The organism is Bradyrhizobium sp. LLZ17 (genome assembly GCF_041200145.1).
Classification (GTDB): Bacteria; Pseudomonadota; Alphaproteobacteria; order Rhizobiales; family Xanthobacteraceae; genus Bradyrhizobium.
Genome location: NZ_CP165734.1, coordinates 2,511,913 through 2,532,119, shown reverse-complemented (window position 1 = coordinate 2,532,119; position 20,207 = coordinate 2,511,913). Strand labels below are relative to the sequence as shown.

Annotated in this window: 17 protein-coding genes and 1 pseudogene; 14 read left to right on the top strand and 4 right to left on the bottom strand. The window is 63.7% G+C overall.

Annotated features, from left to right (window positions below):
• Position 1 precedes the first annotated feature (1 nt).
• The 3 genes from AB8Z38_RS12515 to AB8Z38_RS12505 form a co-directional block, all read right to left on the bottom strand.
• Complete coding sequence (locus AB8Z38_RS12515) at positions 2 to 970, bottom strand: ABC transporter permease (protein WP_369725426.1); 969 nt, start codon at positions 968 to 970, stop codon at positions 2 to 4.
• Positions 971 to 1,951, bottom strand: a complete 981-nt coding sequence (locus tag AB8Z38_RS12510) for an ABC transporter permease (RefSeq protein WP_369725424.1) — start codon at positions 1,949 to 1,951, stop codon at positions 971 to 973.
• Between the two features lie 115 nt (positions 1,952 to 2,066).
• Positions 2,067 to 3,668, bottom strand: coding sequence for an ABC transporter substrate-binding protein (locus AB8Z38_RS12505; protein ID WP_369725423.1), 1,602 nt, complete (start codon positions 3,666 to 3,668; stop codon positions 2,067 to 2,069).
• Positions 3,669 to 3,969: 301 nt separating this feature from the next.
• On the opposite strand from AB8Z38_RS12505, the gene AB8Z38_RS12500 reads away from it, so the two are divergent.
• The 6 genes and pseudogenes from AB8Z38_RS12500 (at position 3,970) to AB8Z38_RS12475 (ending at position 11,788) form a co-directional block, all read left to right on the top strand.
• A complete protein-coding gene (locus AB8Z38_RS12500; RefSeq protein WP_369725422.1) occupies positions 3,970 to 4,227 on the top strand; it encodes a DUF6489 family protein in 258 nt (85 codons plus the stop codon).
• Positions 4,227 to 5,019: pseudogene (locus AB8Z38_RS12495) on the top strand (esterase/lipase family protein). Before AB8Z38_RS12500 ends, AB8Z38_RS12495 begins: the two are co-directional and overlap by 1 nt.
• A gap of 47 nt (positions 5,020 to 5,066) precedes the next feature.
• Positions 5,067 to 6,617, top strand: coding sequence for a wax ester/triacylglycerol synthase family O-acyltransferase (locus tag AB8Z38_RS12490; RefSeq protein ID WP_369725421.1), 1,551 nt, complete (start codon positions 5,067 to 5,069; stop codon positions 6,615 to 6,617).
• A 10-nt stretch (positions 6,618 to 6,627) separates the two neighbouring features.
• Positions 6,628 to 7,623, top strand: coding sequence for an alpha/beta fold hydrolase (locus AB8Z38_RS12485; RefSeq protein WP_369725419.1), 996 nt, complete (start codon positions 6,628 to 6,630; stop codon positions 7,621 to 7,623).
• Positions 7,624 to 7,755: 132 nt separating this feature from the next.
• Positions 7,756 to 10,992 (top strand): bifunctional cytochrome P450/NADPH--P450 reductase, encoded by a 3,237-nt coding sequence (locus AB8Z38_RS12480; RefSeq protein ID WP_369725417.1) that lies wholly within the window; start codon positions 7,756 to 7,758, stop codon positions 10,990 to 10,992.
• 121 nt (positions 10,993 to 11,113) lie between these two features.
• Complete coding sequence (locus tag AB8Z38_RS12475) at positions 11,114 to 11,788, top strand: spermidine synthase (RefSeq protein WP_369725415.1); 675 nt, start codon at positions 11,114 to 11,116, stop codon at positions 11,786 to 11,788.
• A gap of 189 nt (positions 11,789 to 11,977) precedes the next feature.
• Here AB8Z38_RS12475 and AB8Z38_RS12470 read toward each other — a convergent pair whose 3' ends face one another.
• A complete protein-coding gene (locus tag AB8Z38_RS12470; protein WP_369725413.1) occupies positions 11,978 to 12,898 on the bottom strand; it encodes an alpha/beta fold hydrolase in 921 nt (306 codons plus the stop codon).
• Between the two features lie 164 nt (positions 12,899 to 13,062).
• Between AB8Z38_RS12470 and AB8Z38_RS12465 the strand changes: the two genes are divergently transcribed.
• The 8 genes from AB8Z38_RS12465 to paaA all read left to right on the top strand — a co-directional run bounded on the left by AB8Z38_RS12465 (position 13,063) and on the right by paaA (position 20,207).
• Positions 13,063 to 13,443 carry a hypothetical protein gene (locus AB8Z38_RS12465; RefSeq protein ID WP_369725412.1) on the top strand — a complete coding sequence of 127 codons (381 nt, stop codon included), beginning with the start codon at positions 13,063 to 13,065 and terminating at the stop codon, positions 13,441 to 13,443.
• Complete coding sequence (locus AB8Z38_RS12460; RefSeq protein ID WP_369725410.1) at positions 13,440 to 14,522, top strand: alpha/beta fold hydrolase; 1,083 nt, start codon at positions 13,440 to 13,442, stop codon at positions 14,520 to 14,522. The genes AB8Z38_RS12465 and AB8Z38_RS12460 overlap by 4 nt, the downstream gene beginning before the upstream one ends.
• A complete protein-coding gene (locus AB8Z38_RS12455; RefSeq protein ID WP_369725408.1) occupies positions 14,519 to 15,112 on the top strand; it encodes an N-acetyltransferase family protein in 594 nt (197 codons plus the stop codon). The genes AB8Z38_RS12460 and AB8Z38_RS12455 overlap by 4 nt, the downstream gene beginning before the upstream one ends.
• A gap of 198 nt (positions 15,113 to 15,310) precedes the next feature.
• Positions 15,311 to 15,766, top strand: a complete 456-nt coding sequence (locus AB8Z38_RS12450; protein ID WP_100179008.1) for a phasin — start codon at positions 15,311 to 15,313, stop codon at positions 15,764 to 15,766.
• 172 nt (positions 15,767 to 15,938) lie between these two features.
• Complete coding sequence (locus AB8Z38_RS12445) at positions 15,939 to 17,225, top strand: DUF445 domain-containing protein (protein WP_369725406.1); 1,287 nt, start codon at positions 15,939 to 15,941, stop codon at positions 17,223 to 17,225.
• A 188-nt stretch (positions 17,226 to 17,413) separates the two neighbouring features.
• On the top strand, positions 17,414 to 18,184 hold the full coding sequence (locus tag AB8Z38_RS12440; RefSeq protein WP_369725404.1) for an esterase/lipase family protein: 771 nt from the start codon (positions 17,414 to 17,416) through the stop codon (positions 18,182 to 18,184).
• Between the two features lie 87 nt (positions 18,185 to 18,271).
• Positions 18,272 to 19,138: a phenylacetic acid degradation operon negative regulatory protein PaaX gene (gene paaX, locus AB8Z38_RS12435; protein WP_369725402.1), complete on the top strand. Its 867-nt coding sequence runs from the start codon at positions 18,272 to 18,274 to the stop codon at positions 19,136 to 19,138.
• A gap of 76 nt (positions 19,139 to 19,214) precedes the next feature.
• Positions 19,215 to 20,207, top strand: a complete 993-nt coding sequence (gene paaA, locus AB8Z38_RS12430; RefSeq protein WP_369725401.1) for a 1,2-phenylacetyl-CoA epoxidase subunit PaaA — start codon at positions 19,215 to 19,217, stop codon at positions 20,205 to 20,207.

Genomic DNA, 20,207 nt, shown 5'->3' with positions numbered 1-20,207 from the left:
CTCATCGGAGCTTTGGATTGAGCGCGTCGCGCAGCCAGTCGCCGAGCAGATTGATCGACAGGATCAGCGCTGCGAGTGCAGATCCGGGGAAGGCGACGATCCACCATTCGCCCGCGAACAGATAATTGTTGCCGATGCGGATCAGCGTGCCCAGCGACGGCATGGTCTCCGGCATGCCCGAACCGAGGAACGACAATGTCGCCTCGGTGATGATGGCGAGCGCGAGATTGATGGTGGCGATCACGAGAATCGGCCCCATCGTGTTCGGCAGCACGTGCCGCAGCATGATCACGGGGGCGGGCAGGCCAATGAGTTGGGCGGCGGCGACATAGTCCTTGTTCTTCTCGACCATGACGGAGCCGCGCACCGTGCGGGCGTATTGCACCCAAAAGCTCAACCCGATCGCGAAGACCAGGACGGCCAGCATGCTCATCTCGTCGAGCTTGTTGCCGAAAACCGATTTGGCGATGCCGTTGATCAGGAGCGCGATCAGGATCGCCGGAAATGAAAGCTGCACGTCGGCGATGCGCATGATCAGCCCGTCGACGGCCCCGCCGAAATAGCCGGCCGTCAGCCCGAGCAGGATGCCGATCGCGCCGGAAAAGACGACGCCGAGCACGCCGACGAGCAGCGAGATGCGTAAGCCGTAGAGAATCGCGGACAGCACGTCGCGACCCTGTTCGTCGGTGCCGAGCAGGAACGGGCTTTGACCATCCGCGGTCCAGAGCGGCGAGATTCGCGAATTCATCAGCTGGAGCTGCGCCGGGTCGAACGGATTTTGCACCGAGAACACGGGGGCAAAGATCGCGATCAGGAAGAACAGCAGCGTCACCGCCGCCGCGACCATGGTGATCTTGGAGCGGCGGAATGAATAGAACAGGTCGCTGTCGAGCGCGCGTTTGAACCAGCCCGGCGCGGCGGCGCGCGAGCCGCGTTCTTCGACCTTGTGCGGGACGACGGCTTCGCTCATTCAATGTGCCCGGCTGATCGTCGAGCGCAGCCGCGGATCGACGATGGTGTAGAGGATATCAACCACGAGATTGATGGTGACGAAGATCAGCGACACCATCATCAGATAGGCGGCCATGATCGGGATATCGACATTCTGCACGGCCTGCACGAACAGCAGCCCCATGCCGGGCCACTGGAACACGGTCTCGGTGATGATTGCGAATGCAATTACCGAGCCAAATTGCAGGCCGGCCACCGTGATGACGGGGATCAGCGTGTTGCGCAGCGCATGACCGTAATGGATGGCGCGGGTGGTGAGGCCCCGGGCACGGGCAAAGCGGATGTAGTCGGTGCGCATGACTTCGAGCATCTCGGTGCGGACCAGTCGCATGATCAGCGTCATCTGGAACAGGCCCAGCGTGATCGAGGGCATGATCAGCGCCTTCAGTCCCGACAGCGTCAGCAGACCCGTCGTCCACCAGCCGATATGAACGACGTCGCCGCGCCCGAACGAGGGCAGCCAGCCGAGGGTCACCGAGAACAGGTAGATCATGAGAATGCCGATCAGGAAGGTCGGCAGCGAGATGCCGACCAGCGAGACCGCCTGGAATATGTGCGTGAGCCAGGAGTCGCGGCGGAGCGCCGAATAAACTCCCATCAGGATGCCGCAGAGCATCGCGAAGATGGTAGCGCAGATCGCGAGCTCCAGTGTCGCGGGCATCCGCTCCATCAGCAGATTGGCGACGGGCAGGCGGAACTGGTAGGACACGCCGAACTTGAACTGCGCGGCGTTGCCGATATAGCGGCCGAACTGCACGATCACGGGATCGTCGAGGCCCAGCGATTTGCGGATCGCGGCGCGTTCGGCGCCCGACGTATCCATCCCGACCATCTGATTCACGGGATCGCCGGCGAAGCGGAACATCGAGAAGGAGATGATCCCGACCGCAATCATGACGCCAATGGCCTGGATGGCTCGGCGCAGTGTGAAAGCGAGCATCTGTTCCTTTCACATATCTTCAGGGGCACGCATCATTGCGTTAGCCCGAAACAGCAAGTCCCGGAAGCCATGTCTTGGTAGTATTGGCTTCCGGGACTTCACAACTGGTCGGCGCCTATTCGTCCTGCTTGGTCGCCCAGTACAACATCACCATGTTGTCGGCACGCTGGGTCAGCTTGACCTTCTTGGAAACGCCCCAGGCGAGCGCCTGCTGGTGCAGCGGGACATAGGCCCAGTCCTTCATCGAGATCTCGAACGCCTGCTTGATCAGGAGATCGCGCTTGGTCTGGTCGGATTCGACGAGGACCTTGTCGGCGATTTCGTCGAACTGCTTGTTGCAATAACCGGCGAGATTGGCTTCGCCGCGGTTGGGATCCTTGGGATCGTCGCGGCAGCCCATGATGTCGTGCAGCACGTTGTGCGAGTCGAGCGTATCCGGGGTCCAGCCCAGCATGAACAGCGAGGTCTTGTAGCCGCCGGGCTTGAGCACCTTGGCGAAATACTGGGCCTTCGGCTGCGCCAGCAGATCAACCTTGATGTTGATGCGGGCGAGCATGCCGACGATCGCCTGACAGATCGCTGCGTCATTGACGTAGCGATCGTTCGGGCAGTCCATCGTCACCTCGAAACCATCAGGATAGCCGGCGTCCGCCAGGAGCTTCTTGGCGGCTTCGGGATCGAGCTTAGGCCGGGTGAAGTCCTTCGACAGCGGAAAGATCTCCGGCGCAACCATCAGCGCGGACGGCGTGGAGAGCCCGCGCATGACGCGATTCTTGATCAGGTCGATGTCGATCGCCCGGTAGACGGCTTCGCGGACGCGAACGTCCTTGAACGGGTTCTTGCCCTTGACGTTGGAATACAACAGCTCGTCGCGCGACTGATCCATGCCGACGAAGATGGTGCGGAGCTCAGGTCCCGTCAGCACGGTGGCGTTCGGGCTCGCTTTGACGCGATCGATGTCCTGGACCGGAACCGGCTCGATCACGTCGACCTCGCCGGACAACAGCGCCGCAACACGCGTGGCGGGGTTGGCGATCGGCGTGAACACGATCTCCTTCAGGTTATGTTCCGGCTTGCGCCACCAGTTCGGGTTGACCTTGAAGACGGTCTTCACGCCCGGCTGATGGCTCTCGATCATGAAGGGACCGGTGCCGTTTTCATGGAGCGAGGCGTAGCTGGGGGTCGTGGCGGCTGCCGGCGTCGGCGCCACCGCATCGTTCGCCTCTGCCCACTTCTTGTCCATGATGTACCAGGTCGCCCACAGCGCCGTCAGGATGGGATTGGGCGAGGTCAGGATGAAATCGACGGTGTAATCGTCGACCTTGACGGCCTTGGCATCGGCGGGAACGCGGCTCTGGAAATTCGAGCCTTTCGCTCGCACGCGATCGGCCGAGAACACCACGTCGTCAGCGGTGAAGGGGTCGCCGTTGTGGAATGTCACGCCCTTGCGGAGGTGAAAGCGCCAGCGCGTCGGCTCCGGCGTCTCCCAGCTTTCGGCGAGCGCCGGGATGATCTTCAGGTCCTTGCCGCGGGCAACCAGGCCCTCATAGACGTGACCGAGATGCGCACTGGTGGTCGACTCGTTCAGCGTGTAGGGGTCGAGCGATTTCAGCTCACCCTGGTTGGCATAACGCAGCGTCTGGCTCGACGCCGGCGAAACCGCCAACGCAAGCGCACCGGCGAGCGTCGCCGCAAACAAACTTCGTCCGACTGACATTCTTGACCCTCTCCACTGCCCGCACCGTGATTTTTGATTGTTCGGCGGGGCTGATCGATCCATGTTGCCCAGAGTTCTCGACCCGTGCAAGCGCCATTCCAGCAAGGAACGCGCCAAGTTGCGCCGCTTTGCAGCAATCCAGGGCGGCAATCCGGGTGGACCGAGGCGGCATTCGACTTTTGATTGACCATATCCGCCGATTGCGCAAGCCCGCGCCCGCCACCCGCCTCAGGTCGCTTGCGTCGCACCACAACTCGCGGCGATACTGTGCTACGCCGCTCGAATCTCATCTGGAGGGGACATGAAAGTTAACATCGAAATCGACTGCACCCCTCTCGAAGCCCGCCAGTTCATCGGATTGCCGGATGTGTCGCCGATGCAGGTTGCTGTGATGGAAAAGCTGCAGCAGCAGGTGTTGAGCAACATCGACAAGGTCTCGCCGGAATCGCTGATCCAGAGCTGGTTCACCTTCGATCCCAAGATCGCCGAGCGGTTTCAGGACATGTTCGTCACCATGGCCGGTCTCGGCACCCCGCGCAGCGGCGACAAGAAGAAATAATGCGGCCCCAGCCGCAGGATTCAGACCGGCTTCGTCCGCCGGGGCTTGGTCTGCTGCTTGCCGAAGCGCGCAGCCTGTTCGAACTCAACCTCAGCCTGTTGCTGTCGCCAGTGCTGATGCGTGCGCCGAGGGGCGACGGCCATCCGGTGCTGGCGCTGCCGGGGTTTCTTGCCAGCGATCTGTCGATGGCGCCGATGCGGCGCTATCTCAGCGAACTCGGCTATGATGCGCATGCCTTGCGGATGGGCCGCAATCTCGGCGGCATGGCGCGGATGCGGCAAGGGTTGCGCGCCCGCCTCGCCGAAATCCATGCCGCGAGCGGACGCAAGGTCAGCCTGGTCGGATGGAGCCTCGGCGGCCTCTATGCCCGCCATCTCGCGCTTGAAGCGCCAGAGATGGTCCGCAATGTCATCACGCTTGGCAGCCCTTTTGCCAATGATGTGCGGGCGACCAATGCGACGGTGCTCTACGAGATGATGTCCGGCGAGCGTGTCGAGGATTTCGCCGAGCTGCGCGAGGCCATCGCCGGCGATCTTCCGGTGCCGGCGACGTCGATCTATTCGCGCGCCGACGGCATCGTGAACTGGCGGACCTGTCTGTTGCGTCCATCCGACCGCGCCGAGAACATCGAGGTGCACCTGGCGAGCCATATCGGGCTCGGGGTCAACCCCGCCGCGCTTTGGGCCGTGGCCGACCGCCTGGCGCAACCGGAGGGGAGAGTTCTGGCCGTTTGACCGGGGAGGGCCGTTTGCCATTGCATATGCCCCGCCGGAACGGGCAGTATCGACCTGACGAGAAGCGCCAAATAAGGCGCCCGTCAAAATTCTCGGGAGGGAACTATGGCTGACGGTAAGAAGCTGTCGTCGCTGGACGCGTCATTTCTCTATCTGGAAACGCCGGAAATGCCGATGCATGTCGGCAGCATGGCGATCTTTCGCCTGCCCGACGATTACAAGGGCGATTTCTTCGAAGACTTCAAGGCGATGATCGTCTCGCGCCTGCATATCGCGCCGATCCTGAAGGCGCGGCTGGAGAAGGCGCCGCTCGACATCGACCATCCCTCCTGGGTCGAGGACGACCAGTTCGATATCGACCGTCACATCTTCCGCGCCAGCCTGCCGGCGCCGCGCGACCGCGCCACGCTCGAGCGCATCGTCGGCTGGATGCACGCCAAGCTCCTGAACCGGGCGCGCCCGCTCTGGGAGTTCTATGTGTTCGAGGGCATGAAGGACAACGAGGTCGGGCTCTACTCCAAGATGCACCATGCCGCCATCGACGGCGGCGCCGGTGCAGCGCTGACCAACATGATCTACGACATCTCGCCGATCCCGCGGAAGGTCGATCCGCCGGCGGCCGGCGCGAAGCCGGGACAGGAGCCGCGCGACATCGCCGCCAACCTGCTCGATTCCTATCAGCAGCTCTTCACCCAGCCGCTTGACGCCTCGACCGCCGCCAGGAATCTGCAACTGCCGCGCACCGGCAAGAGCGACATCGGTTCGATCCTGTTCGACAATGCGATGTACCAGATCGAGAGTGCGGTGCGCTTTGCCGGCAACATCCCGACCATGGTCAAGAGCGTCTCCGACGTGCTCGGCAAGATCTCCGATCCGAGGTCGCGCGAGAGCCTCGCCAGCATGGTGTCGCCGCCGACCATGCTCAACAAGTCCATTTCCTCGGAGCGCAGCTTTGCCGGCGTCTCGATCTCGCTGTCGCGGGCGAAGGCGCTGGCCAAGCAGGCCGGCGGCAAGCTCAACGACGTGGTGCTGGCGCTCGCCTCCGGCGTGGTCCGCCGCTACCTTCAGCAGTACGGCACGCTTCCCGCGAAATCGCTGACCGCGGCCGTGCCGATCTCGCTGCGCGAGGAGGGCAACACCGAGGCCAACAACCAGGTGTTCGGCATGATCTGCTCGATCGCGACCAACATCGACGACCCCAAAGCGCGGCTCGAAGCCATCATCGCGCAATCGACCAAGTCCAAGGAGATGTCGCATCCGCTGCGCGCACTGATGCCGCAGGTGTCCAACATCTCGATGCTGGGCGCGCCGATCATCGTCCAGATCCTGGCGCTGCTCTACAGCCGCTCCGACCTGTCGGACGTGCTGCCGCCGGCTGCGAACATCACGGTGTCCAATGTGCCGGGACCGCGGCAGACGCTTTATGCGGCCGGCGCCGAGCTGCTGCACATATTCCCGGTGTCGATCTCGACGCACGGGCAGGCGCTCAACATCACCGTGCAGAGCTACCGCGACCAGCTCGATTTTGGCTTCATCGTCGGCGCCAACATCATTCCGCATGTGCAGGTGATGTGCGACATGCTGCCGGAGGAGTTCGCCGCGCTGGAGGCGGCCTATGCGCCGCCGGCGGCCGAGATCAAGGGCGCCGCCGAGTAGGAAATTCATGATGATTGAAATGCCGCCGCTCAAGTTCGCGCAGACGAACGGAATCCGCATGGGCTATTACGAGGCGGGCCCGGTCACGGACAAGCCGCCGATGGTGCTGTGTCACGGCTGGCCGGAGCTCGCCTTCTCCTGGCGTCACCAGCTCAAGGCGCTGAGCGAGGCCGGCATCCGCGTGGTCGCGCCGGATCAGCGCGGCTATGGCGCGACCGACCGGCCCGAGCCGGTCGAGGCCTATGACATGGAGCACCTGACCTCCGATCTCGTCGGTCTGCTCGATCATCTCGGGATCGACAAGGCAATCTTCGTCGGCCACGACTGGGGCGGCTTCGTCGTCTGGCAAATGCCGCTGCGGCACCCCACGCGCGTTGCGGGCGTGGTCGGCGTCAACACCCCGCATTGGGATCGCGCCCCGATGGATCCGATCGCGCTGTTCCGCCAGCGCTTCGGCGACCAGATGTATATCGTCCAATTCCAGGATCCTGCGCGGGAGCCCGATCGGATTTTCGGCAGCCGCGTCGAGCAGACCTTTGATGCGTTCATGCGCAAACCGTTGTCGCGGCCGGAGGCGAAGCCCTCCGAGGCGCCGGTTGCGGGCGTCGGCGCCTCGTCGAAGACCAACCTGGCTTTTCCGCAGATGGTGGCGGCCTACGACGCCAAAGTCGATCCGCGCACGCCGATCCTGTCAGCCGAAGAGAAGAATGTATTCGTCGATACCTTCACGAGGACCGGCTTCACGGGCGGCATCAATTGGTACCGCAACTTCACCCGCAACTGGGAGCGCACGAAGGGACAGGACCATCACGTCCACGTGCCGTCATTGATGATCATGGCCGAGAACGACGCGGTGCTGCCGCCGTCGGCAGCCGACGGCATGGAGAAGCTCGTGCCCGATCTGGAGAAGTACCTGGTCAGGGACAGCGGCCATTGGACGCAGCAGGAGAAGCCGGAAGAGGTCAGCGCCAAGCTGATCGAATGGCGTAGAAGGCGGTTTGGCTAGGGCTCGTCATTGCGAACTCGTCATTGCGAGGAGCGAAGCGACGAAGCAATCCAGTCTGCCTCCGCGGATATATTTCTGGATTGCTTCGCTTCGCTCGCAATGACGACATTGAGGCAGGGGGACTACATTTCGATGTCATCCAAGAACCGACTGGATCCGATCCCGCAGCCGCCGACCAAGCCGGTGGTCGGCAACATGCTGTCGCTGGATTCGGCGGCTCCCGTTCAGCATCTGACCCGGCTTGCCAAGGAGCTCGGCCCGATCTTCTGGCTCGACATGATGGGCTCGCCGATCGTTGTCGTCTCCGGCCACGATCTCGTCGACGAGCTTTCCGACGAGAAGCGTTTCGACAAGGCGGTGCGCGGGGCATTGCGGCGGGTGCGGGCGGTCGGTGGCGACGGCCTGTTCACGGCCGACACCAAGGAGCCGAACTGGAGCAAGGCACACAACATCCTGCTGCAGCCCTTCGGCAACCGCGCCATGCAGTCCTACCACCCGAGCATGGTCGATATCGCCGAGCAGCTGGTCCAGAAATGGAGCAGGCTCAATGCCGACGACGAGATCGACGTCGTTCACGACATGACGGCGCTGACGTTGGACACGATCGGCCTCTGCGGGTTCGACTACCGCTTCAACTCGTTCTACCGGCGCGACTATCACCCTTTTGTCGAGTCGCTGGTGCGCTCGCTCGAAACCATCATGATGACCCGCGGCCTGCCGTTCGAGCAGCTCTGGATGCAGAAGCGGCGCAGGACGATGAGCGAGGACGTCGATTTCATGAACCGGATGGTCGACGAGATCATCGCCGAACGCCGCAAAGGCGCAGAGGCCGTCGACGACAAGAAAGACATGCTGGCCGCGATGATGACCGGCGTCGACCGCTCGACCGGCGATCAGCTCGACGACGTCAACATCCGTTACCAGATCAACACCTTCCTGATCGCGGGCCACGAGACCACCAGCGGCTTGTTGTCCTGTACGCTGTATGCGCTGCTGAAGCACCCGGACATCCTCAAGAAGGCCTATGACGAGGTCGACCGCGTGTTCGGACCCGACGTCGACGTCAGGCCGACCTACCAGCAGGTGACGCAGCTCACCTACATCACGCAGATCCTGAAAGAGGCGCTGCGGCTGTGGCCGCCGGCGCCGGCCTACGGCATCTCGCCGCTGAAGGACGAGACCATCGGCGGCGGCAAGTACAAACTCAGGAAAGGCACGTTCGTCACGATTTTGGTGACGGCGCTGCATCGCGACCCCAGCGTCTGGGGGCCCAATCCCGATGCTTTCGATCCCGAGAACTTCAGCAAGGAAGCGGAGGCCAAGCGGCCGGTCAATGCCTGGAAGCCGTTCGGCAACGGCCAGCGCGCGTGTATCGGCCGTGGCTTCGCGATGCACGAGGCGGCGCTTGCGCTCGGCATGATCCTGCAGCGCTTCAGGCTGGTCGACCATCAGCGCTATCAGATGCACTTGAAGGAAACCCTGACGATGAAGCCGGAAGGCTTCAAGCTCAAGGTGCGGCCGCGCGCCGAGCGCGAGCGCGGCGCCTATGGTGGACCTGCCGTGGCGCCGGCGGGCGCCGGCACCGCCGCGCCGCGTGTCGCCGCGCGCCCCGGGCACAACACGCCGCTGCTCGTGCTGTACGGTTCCAATCTCGGCACGGCGGAAGAGCTCGCGACCCGGGTCGCCGATCTTGCCGAAGTCAACGGCTTTGCGACCAAGTTCGCGGCGCTCGACGATTATGCCGGCAAACTGCCGGAACAGGGCGGCGTTCTGATCTTCTGTGCCTCCTATAACGGCGCACCGCCGGACAACGCCACCGAGTTCGTCAAATGGCTGCATGGCGACGCATCAGAGCAAGCGCTGACGAAGGTGCGCTACGCCGTGTTCGGCTGCGGCAACAGCGATTGGGCCGCGACCTATCAGTCGGTGCCGCGCTTCATCGACGACCAACTCGCAGCCCGTGGTGCGCGCAGTCTCTACGCGCGGGGCGAGGGCGATGCGCGGAGCGATCTCGACGGCCAGTTCGAAAAATGGTTCGCGGCTGCCGCCCCTGCGGCCATGAAGGAATGGGGCCTTACCTCGGACTTCAGCCGCGGCGCCGATGACCAACCGCTTTACAAGGTCGAGCCGGTGGCGCCGGGTGCGGTCAATGCGATCGCAGCGCTCGGTGGGGTCGTCGCGATGAAGCTGCTCGTCAATGAGGAGCTTCAGAACAAGAGCGGGCCAAATCCGTCGGAGCGTTCCACGCGCCACATCGAGGTGCAGTTGCCGCAAGGCGTGAGCTACCGCGTCGGCGATCATCTCAGCGTGGTGCCGCGCAACGACCCGGCGCTCGTCGATGCGGTGGCGCGACGCTTCGGTTTCCTGCCGGCCGACCAGATCAGATTGCAGGTCGCCGAGGGACGCCGCGCGCAATTGCCGGTCGGGGACAGTGTGTCGGTGGGACAGCTTCTGACTGATTTCGTCGAGCTGCAGCAGGTCGCGACGCGCAAGCATATCCAGATCATGTCGGAGCATACGCGCTGTCCGGTGACCAAGCCGAAGCTGCTCGCCTTTCTCGGCGATGAAGCCGACGCCGGCGAGCGCTATCGCGCCGAGATCTTGACCAGGCGCAAATCGGTGTTCGATCTGCTCACGGAACATCCGGCCTGCGAGCTGCCGTTCCACGCCTATCTCGAAATGCTTTCCCTGCTCGCTCCGCGCTACTACTCGATTTCGTCCTCGCCATTGCTCGATGCCAGCCGCTGCAGCATCACCGTCGGCGTGGTCGGCGGCCCGGCTGCGTCCGGCCGCGGCCTCTACAAGGGCATCTGTTCGAATTATCTCAGCGAGCGCCGTACGGGCGAAACGATCTACGCCATAGTGCGCGAGACCAAGGCCGGCTTCTGTCTGCCGGATGATTCATCGGTGCCGATCATCATGATCGGCCCGGGCACGGGACTTGCGCCGTTCCGCGGCTTCCTCCAGGAGCGCGCCGCGCGCAAAGGGAAGGGAGCCACCCTTGGTCCCGCGATGTTGTTCTTCGGCTGCCGCCATCCTGAGCAGGACTATCTCTATGCCGACGAGCTGAAAGCACTGGCGGCAGATGGTGTGACTGAACTCTTCACCGCGTTCTCGCGCGCCGATGAACCGAAGACCTATGTGCAACATCTCCTTGCCGCGCAAAAGGACAAGGTCTGGCCGCTGATCGAGCAGGGCGCCATCGTCTATGTCTGCGGCGACGGCGGCAAGATGGAGCCGGACGTGAAGGCCGCGCTCGTCGCCATCCATCGCGAGAGGAGCGGCGGCGATACGGCCACGGGCACGCGCTGGATCGAGGACCTCGGTGCGAAGAACCGCTATGTGCTTGACGTTTGGGCGGGTGGGTAGCCCGGCTTGTAGCCCGGATGGAGCGCAGCGCAATCCGGGGCGATCTTTCGTCACGCGAGCGCTTCCCGGATTGCGCGTCGCTCCATCCGGGCTACGAAGCAAATCGTGCTAAAGCTCTCGGATGATTCCCTGGGAAAAACTCGATACCGCCAAAATCCCCGGCTCCGATGAAGAGCTTCGCCTGATGCGGCGAGGCAAGGAGTTTTCCATCAAGCTCGGCAGCAACGAGCTGATGAACAGCCGTCTGTCGGGCTCGGAGGCCGCCCTTGCGACGCTTGCGGCGAAGCAGATCGAACAGGTCGCAAAGCCGGCCGTCCTCATCGGCGGGTTGGGCATGGGCTTCACGCTACGTGCGGCGCTTACCGTGCTTGGAAACAAGGCGAAGATTGTGGTCTCCGAACTTGTGCCGGCGGTGGTCACCTGGGCGCGCGGGCCGATGGCGCAAGTCTTTGGCGACAGCCTCGATGATGCCAGGGTGAGCATCCAGGAAACCGACGTTGGCGAAATCATCCGTGCGCATCGATCGGCTTTCGACGCCATTCTCCTCGACGTCGACAACGGACCGGAAGGGCTGACCCGGAAGGGTAACGATGCGCTCTACGATGCGAGTGGGTTGAAGGCGGCGAAGGCGGCGCTACGGCCGGGAGGCGTGCTCGCCGTCTGGTCTTCGGGACCCAACCCGGCATTCACCAAGCGCCTTGGCAGCGCAGGTTTGGACGTCAATGAAGTCAACATCCGCGCCACCGGCAGAGGTGGTGGCGCGCGCCATGTGATCTGGATCGCGAAGAAGAGCTAGCCGCCTGCGTCGCTCTTGTAGGGTGGACAAACCAAAGCGACTTGTCCGCCGTAGCTCGCAGAGCGAAGGCGGAAGCGTGCCCACCATTTTTATCGTTGTCGCGGATCGATGGTGGGCACGGCGCGCAAAGAGCGCGCCTTTGCCCACCCTACGAACTGGTGTTGTCGTTTGCAGGATTTTTCGGATCGGCTACGCCGCCTGCGCCGCCGCACCATGCGCGTGCTTGTCGATGGCGTCGATGATCTCAGGCCAGAACCGCGCCGGTAGCGCATGGCCCATGCCTTCGATCATCAACAGCTTTGCGCCTGGGACCGAAGCCGCCGTGTCCTGGCCGCCCTCCGGCCGCACCAGCGGATCGACCGTGCCGTGGATCACCAGCGTCGGCGTCTTGACGCTGTGCAGCCGTTCCTTGCGGCTGCCGGAGGCGAGCACGGCGCGGAGTTGGCGACCGACGCCGGCCGGATTGAGCCCGCGGGCAAACACGCGTTCGGCGCGGCCGGGATCGAGCGCTTCCTCCTCCGGAAACGAACCCACGCGCAACACCTTCCATGTCTCACCGTAGCGGACGATGAACTCTTCCTTGCTGCGCGGCGGCGGCGCCATCAGCATCGCGGCGGCCTCGCGGGTCGGCGGCGGCACGCGCGGATTTCCGGTCGTCGACATGATCGAGGTCAGCGAGCGCACGCGCTCGGGAAACGAGAGCGTCACCTCCTGCGCGATCATGCCGCCCATGGAGGCACCGACCAGATGCGCCGACTGGATGCCCAGCGCATCCATCAGGCCGACGGTGTCCCTCGCCATGTCGATCAGCTTGTAGGTCGCGGCCACGGGAATCCTGAGGAAGCGCAGCTTCAAGAGCTCCAGCGGCGTCAGGCGCTTGCCGCCGCTCAAATGGCTGGACTTGCCGATGTCGCGATTGTCGAAACGGATCACGCGAAAGCCGCTCGCGGCGAGCTGCTCGCAGAAACCATCGTCCCAGTGGATCATCTGCGCCCCGAGCCCCATGATCAGCAGCAGCGGCTCGGCGTGGTCGTTGCCGAAGATCTCGTAGCAGATATCGATGCCGTTGGCGCGGACGGTCTGTGGCGGTTGATGGGCGGAGGCGGTCACGGGCGCGTTCCCTCGAGTTCTCGATCTCCGCTGTATCGCATGGTTTCCTCGCGCGAAGAAGCCGTGTTCGCCACAGCTGTCGCTTGCCGGTTGACCGGCACCTCGCAACGGTGTGGTATGACCGAAAAAGCAGGGCACATGCCCTCCACATCCGGAGGATTCTGATGGCCGACGAGATCACCGATCCGGTCGCCTTGTGGCAAAAGATGGTTGGCGAGATGGAAAAGGGCTTCAACTCCTTCGCCACCAAGGCGATGGAGACACCCGAGTTCTCGCAGGCCGTGAATCGCGCGGGCGGCGTTGCTGCAGGTGCTCAGAAGCAGTTCGGCGATCTCATGGAGAAGTACCTGCTCTCGATGAATCTGCCGAGCCGCGAGCAGATGACCGGGATCGCCGAGCGGCTGCAAGCGATCGAAGGCCAGATTGGCGAGATCAAGTCGATGCTGAGCCAGATGTCGTCCAACTCGGGCGACGCGCAGATCGGTGGGGCGCCGCGGCCGCCGCGCACCAAGCGTCCGCCCTCCGAAGGCGGAGAGCAAAAATGAACGCGCCGACGGGACTCGATCTCGCGAGCATTCCGGAGCGCATCCAGTCCGAGGTGCAGCGCGCGATCCAGCGCAGCATCAAGGGCGTCGAATATTTCTCGACCTCCGGTCCCGCGCTCGGCTCGACGCCGAAAGACGTCCTGCATTCGCGCGGCACGATGAGCCTTTATCACTATCGGCCGATGTCCGACGAGATCTATCGCGTGCCCGTCCTGGTCGTGATGGCGACCACCAATCGCGGCTACATCCTCGATCTTGTGCCCGGCCAGAGCTTCATCGAGTTCCTGCTGAAGCGCGGCTACGACGTCTACATGCTCGACTGGAGCGCGCCTCGGCCGGAGGAAAAGAGCCTGCGGATGGAGGACTACGTTCTCGACTTCATCCCGGATTGCATCCGCCGCGTACAGCAGGATTCCGGCGAGCAGGACGTCTCCGTCATCGGCTATTGCTTCGGCGGCGTGCTGTCGCTGCTCTACGGCTCGATCGTCCCGGACGGGCCTATGAAGAACTTGATCTGCTTCACCACGCCGATCGATTTCCGCGAGATGAAGCTGTTCTCAAATTTCTCCGACCGCCGCTATTTCGATGTCGACCGCCTCGTCGACAGCGTCGGTAACGTGCCGCCGGAGATGATCCTGTCGTCGTTCGAGATGCTGCGCCCCGCCTCGCGCACCGTGAGCCAGATCCAGCTCTGGGAGAACATCTGGAACGACGAATTCGTGAAGTCGTATCGTATGTTCGATCGCTGGGCGACCGACACGCTGCCGCTCGCGGGCGAATATTTCCGTACCATCACCAAAGACCTGATGTGGGACAACAAGCTGTTCAACGACACCATGTCGGTCGGCGGCCGCGCGGCGAAGCTCGAGAACATCAAGGTGCCGTTCCTGCACGCCGTCGCCGAACATGATCACATCGTGCCTTATGACGCGGCAAAACATCTGATCGCGAAGATCGGATCCGAGGACAAGGAAGAGGTGATGCTCAAGGGCGGTCACGTCTCCCTCGTCGCCGGCGCCAACGCGGTGAAGCGGCTGTGGCCGAAACTGGATTCCTGGCTGGGGACAAGATCGACATGAGTGAACAGCGAGCCTACCCACGTCGCGTCAAGACCGAGGCCGGCGAGATCGAGATCCGCCTGATGTCGCCCGCGGACGAAGCCGCCGTGCTGGCCTTCGGCCAGGGCCTGCCGAGCCATGATCTGTTGTTTCTGCCGCGCAACATCAGCGAGCCAAAAGTGCTCTCGGCCTGGGTCAAGGAAATCGAGCGCGGCGCGATTCAGAGCCTGCTCGCGGTCAAAGACGGGAAGGTCGTCGGCTGCGGCACGCTGGTGCGCGATCCGCATTCCTGGTCGCCCCATGTCGGCGAGATCCGCATGGTGGTCTCGCCCGAGGTCCGCGGCAAGGGAGTGGGCAGGGCGCTGTCGCAAGAGACCTTTGCGCTTGCGCTCGGGGCCGGCCTCGAAAAGCTCTCGGTCCAGATGACCGTCGACCAGCAGGCAGCGATCGCGCTGTTCGAGAGCCTTGGCTTCAAGGCGGAGGCGCTGCTGCGGGACCACGTGCGGGACGTCGGCGGCAAGACCCACGACATCGTCGTGCTTGGCCACAACATCGCGCAGGTCCAGGCCCAGATGGAGGCGTACGGGCTGCCGGGCGCCGTCCAGCACTGAGCGCCTTCGCGACCCGACTGGAACCGCCCGGCTAGCAAAGCGGCACACTGCCTTCCCTCGAGGCTGATCACGATTTCGTGATATCGCGATGCAACATAGATATTGCGGCGCACAATTAACTTTGCCATATAAGCCGTGCCCCGGGCCAAACGGACGGGGTGAGCCCATAGCTCAAAGCAATGAGGATGGAGAGACCCAATGACCACCGAAACCAATACCGCTTTCGAAGGCTTCAAGGACGCATTCAAGAACATCCAGAACCTGGAAGTTCCCGAGGCCGCCCGCGAGTTCGTCAAGAAGTCCGCCAACACCGCCAAGGACCGTGCTGCCGAGGTGTTCGCTGGCTCCGAGCGCGTGACTGCCGCCGTCGAGAACGCAGTGACCGAGTCCGTGACCGAGGCCGGCAAGATCAGCCGCAACATTCAGCAGGCGATCTACGAGGACGCCGAGGCGTTCTTCTCCGGCATCGACAAGCTCGCGTCCGCCAAGTCGTTCAGCGAAGCCGTCGAGATCCAGTCGGGCCTGCTCCGTGCCCGCGGCGAAGCCTTCGTCTCGCGCGCCAAGGCGACCACCGACTATCTCGGCAAGCTCGCCGCCAACGGCGCGAAGTCCGCTCAGGACAACTTTGCCAAGGTCTACAACAAGACCGCCTGAGTCTGGCGCCCTGAGACCAAACTGAATTTGAGGCCCGCTTCGGCGGGCCTTTGTTTTTGCGCCGCGTCATCATCGGTCGTCATTCCGGGGCGTCCAAAGGGCGAACCCGGAATCTCGAGATTCCGGGTCCGGTCCTGCGGACCGTCCCGGAATGACGTAACCTTGGTGAATCATGACTGCTCCCACCACCTTCTCCTTTGACACTCCAGGCGACACCGAGCGTGCGGCCGAGCTGCGCCGCGTCAAGGCGCTGGCGACGCTGGTGCTGGCCTCGACGCTCGCGCTGTTCGTCATCGCGAAGTTGCTGCTGAACGTGCATCCTGTGTTCGGCTTCATCGCCGCCTTCGCGGAAGCCGCGACGATCGGTGGGCTCGCCGACTGGTATGCCGTGGTCGCGCTGTTCAAGCGGCCGCTTGGCCTGCCGATCCCGCATACTGCTATTATCCAGAGCAATCAGCAGCGCATCGGCGACAAGCTGGGCGAATTCATCCAGGTGCATTTTCTCGACGCCGGTCCGGTCGAGGCCAAGCTCAACGAGATCGACTTCGGCTCGTTCGTCGCGGAATGGTTGCGCGACCGCAAGCGCAGCGACGATCTGGCGCGCTTTGCGTTGCGGCTGTTGCCCGAGGCTTTTTCCGCAACCGAGACCTCCGGGCTGATGACATTCATCATTCGCCGGATGTCCTCGCAGCTTCAGGCCATTGACCTCGCGCCGCTCGCCGCCGGTACGCTGCGTGGCTTCGTTGCGGAGGGGCGGCACCAGATCCTGTTCGACGATCTCCTGCGCGTGATGCACGAGACCCTGAACCAGACGGAGACGATGGCGATGATCCGCGAGAAGGTGCGCGCGGAATTGCCGACCCTGCTCAGGCTCTATCGCGCCGACAAGTTTCTGGTGAACAAGATCGTGGCCTCCGCCACCGCCTTCTTCAATGAAGTCCGCAGCGATCCCAAACATCCGTTCCGCGGCGAGTTCGATCGCATGGTCCTGAGCTTCGTCGATCGCTTAGGCACCGACCGGGCCTATGTCGATCGCATCGACGGCTTGAAGCGCGATCTGCTGGCGCGACCCGAGCTTGCCGATCTCGCCCGCACCGTCTGGGCCAACACGCGCTCGTTCATCGAGCGCAGCGCGAGCGGCGAGACGCAGGTGCTGCAGCATCATCTCGCCGGCATGTTCGTTGCCGCCGGTGAAGCGCTCGCCGGCGATGCCGAGCTGCGCGGCGAGATCAACAAGGGCCTGGTGACGGTGCTGCGAACTTTCGTCGCCGACCAGAAGAGGGGCGTCTCGACCTTCATCTCCGACCAGGTCAAATCGTGGAATATGACGCAGCTGATTTCGCTGATTGAAATCAACATCGGCCGCGACCTGCAATACATCCGCTTCAACGGTTCGCTGATCGGCGGCCTCGCCGGCCTCACGCTCTACTCCGTAGAATTCCTGCTTCGATTGCTGTGACTTTTGCGTCACGGACGTTGGCATTCACGCCCGCGCCTATTGTGGCCCCGCATCTCTCCCGCTTGAATGTCGGGAACCGGCCGCCTAACATGATTCATGTTGCGATGCGGAACGTTTGAGAAGCCGGCGTATTGGAATTGATACCCATTTGCCGGCATCGCGACCGGCAGCTTCCCAGGGGAATATTGATGACCGCTTCTGCCCAGACGCTGCGTCCGCCGTCCCGCACTTTGATGTTTCTGGAAGGCCGCGCGATCCACGAACTCGGTGCATTCCTCGGCGCGCTGCCGCTGTTGAGCCTCGCGCCGCGGGGCGACGGCCATCCGGTCCTGGTGCTGCCCGGCCTCGTGGCGTCCGATACGTCGACGCGCCCGCTGCGTTCGTTTCTCGCGAGCAAGGGTTATGCGGTCGCCGGCTGGCGCCAGGGACGCAACTACGGCCTGCGCCCGGGCGTGCAGGATGCGATGCTCGATCTGATCGAGGAGCTTAACGACACGCATGGCCGCAAGGTTAGCCTGGTCGGCTGGAGCCTCGGCGGTCTCTATGCGCGCCAGCTCGCCAAGATGGTGCCGGCGCGCGTGCGCCAGGTGATCACGCTCGGCAGCCCCTTCGCGGGCGATCCCAAATCGACCAACGCCTGGCGCGTTTATGAATGGGCCAGCGGACAGCGCGCCGACCAGGCCGATCCGCGCTTTGGCGGCGACCTCGCCGCTCCACCACCGGTGCCGACCACCGCGATTTTCAGCCGCACTGACGGCGTCTGCGCCTGGCAGGGCTGCATGGAGAAATCGGGTACCCAGACCGAGAGCATCGAGGTCGAGAGCAGCCATTGCGGCATGGGACACCATCCGGCCGCTGTTTACGCGGTGGCCGATCGCCTCGCGCAGAAGGAAGACGCGTGGCAGCCTTTTGATCGCAGCGGCTGGCGCAGCCTGGTCTATCCCGATCCGCATCGGTAGTGCCCCGCTTGCAAGCGGGAGAGGGAGAAGGAAGAGCATCGCGCCGGTCCATTGTCCCGCCTGATCAAATTGCGCTAAGCCTCGCGCATGGCGTATCCGCTCTCCCGCATCGTCGATCAGCTCAAGCGCGAGCCGTCGCGCACGGGCTCCATCGTTGTCACCGTGTTCGGCGACGCCATCGTGCCGCGCGGCGGCTCGGTGTGGCTCGGCACGCTGCTCGAGTTTTTTGAAGGCCTGGCCATCGACAGCGGCGTGGTGCGCACGGCGATGTCGCGCCTCGCCGCCGACGGCTGGCTGACGCGCGAAAAGGTTGGCCGCAACAGCTTTTATCGGCTCGCCGAAAAGGGCGGCCAGACCTTCGAGGCTGCGACCCGCCACATCTATGATCCGCCACCGTCCGACTGGACCGGTCGCTTCGAGCTCCTGCTGATTGGCAATGGCGAGGATCGGGACGCCTCGCGCGAGGCGCTGCGCAATGCGGGCTTCGGCAGTCCGTTGCCGGGCGTGTGGGTGGCGCCGTCAGGCGTGCCGGTCCCGGACGAGGCCGCGGGCGCGATCCGTCTTGAAGTCTCGGCCGAGGACGACAGCGGGCGGCGTCTGCTCAGCGCAAGCTGGCCGCTCGACCGCACCGCGGAGGCCTACCTCAAGTTCATGACAATGTTCGAGCCGCTTCACGCTGCGATCGCGCGCGGTACGTCCCTCTCCGAGGCCGACGCTTTTACCGCGCGCATCCTGCTCATCCACTACTACCGCCGCGTCGTGCTGCGCGACCCGCTATTGCCCGAGAGCCTGCTCCCTGTGGATTGGCCGGGCAGGGCCGCCCGTGAACTCTGCGGCGAGATCTATCGCGCGCTGCTCGCCCGGTCCGAGCAATGGCTGGACGCCCATGGAACCAATGAAAAGGGCGCGTTGCCGCCGGCGCGGAAACTCCTGGAAAGGAGGTTCGAGGCTTGAGCTATATGTTACAGAAATATCTTGCATGAATAAATTCTTGTTATATATTGTCTCCCAATAAATCGGGAGGATGCGCATGTATACCCAGGCGCTGAACACGGCCGAGACCGACGATCGCGGTCTCGAGGACGCGGCCAAGGCTGCGCAATTCCAGGCGCGCATCGACGCCGAGGAGCGGATCGAGCCGAACGACTGGATGCCGGCGGCCTATCGTAAGACGCTCACCCGCCAGATCTCCCAGCACGCCCATTCCGAAATCGTTGGCATGCTGCCCGAAGGCAACTGGATCACCCGCGCGCCGTCCCTGCGCCGCAAGGCCGCGCTTCTGGCGAAGGTGCAGGACGAGTGCGGCCACGGGCTGTATCTCTACGCCGCCGCCGAAACGCTCGGCGCCTCGCGCGAAGAACTGGTCGACGCGATGCTGGCCGGAAAGGCCAAATACTCATCCATCTTCAACTACCCGACGTTGACCTGGGCGGACATCGGCACCATCGGCTGGCTGGTGGACGGCGCCGCGATCATGAACCAGATTCCGTTGTGCCGCTGCTCCTATGGCCCCTATGCGCGCGCGATGATCCGCGTCTGCAAGGAGGAGTCCTTTCACCAGCGGCAGGGCTACGAGATCATGCTGACGCTGTGCCGCGGCTCGGACGAACAGAAGGCGATGGCGCAGGACGCGTTGGACAGATGGTGGTGGCCGGTGCTGATGATGTTCGGCCCGCCGGATGCCGCAAGTCAGCACAGCGACACCTCGACCAGGTGGAAGATCAAGCGCTTCTCCAATGACGAGCTGCGCCAGAAGTTCGTCGATGCCACGGTGCCGCAGGCGCAATATCTCGGACTTGCCATTCCCGATTCCGGCATGATTCAGGATGCCGACGGCCACTGGCGCTACAGCGAGATCGACTGGACCGAATTCAAGCAGGTGCTGGCCGGCAACGGCCCCTGTAACCGCGATCGTATCGCCGCCCGCCGCAAGGCGCACGACGAAGGGGCCTGGGTACGCGAGGCGGCAGCTAGCTATGCCGCGAAGCGCGCGCATCGCCAGACCGCGCAAGCCGCCGAGTAG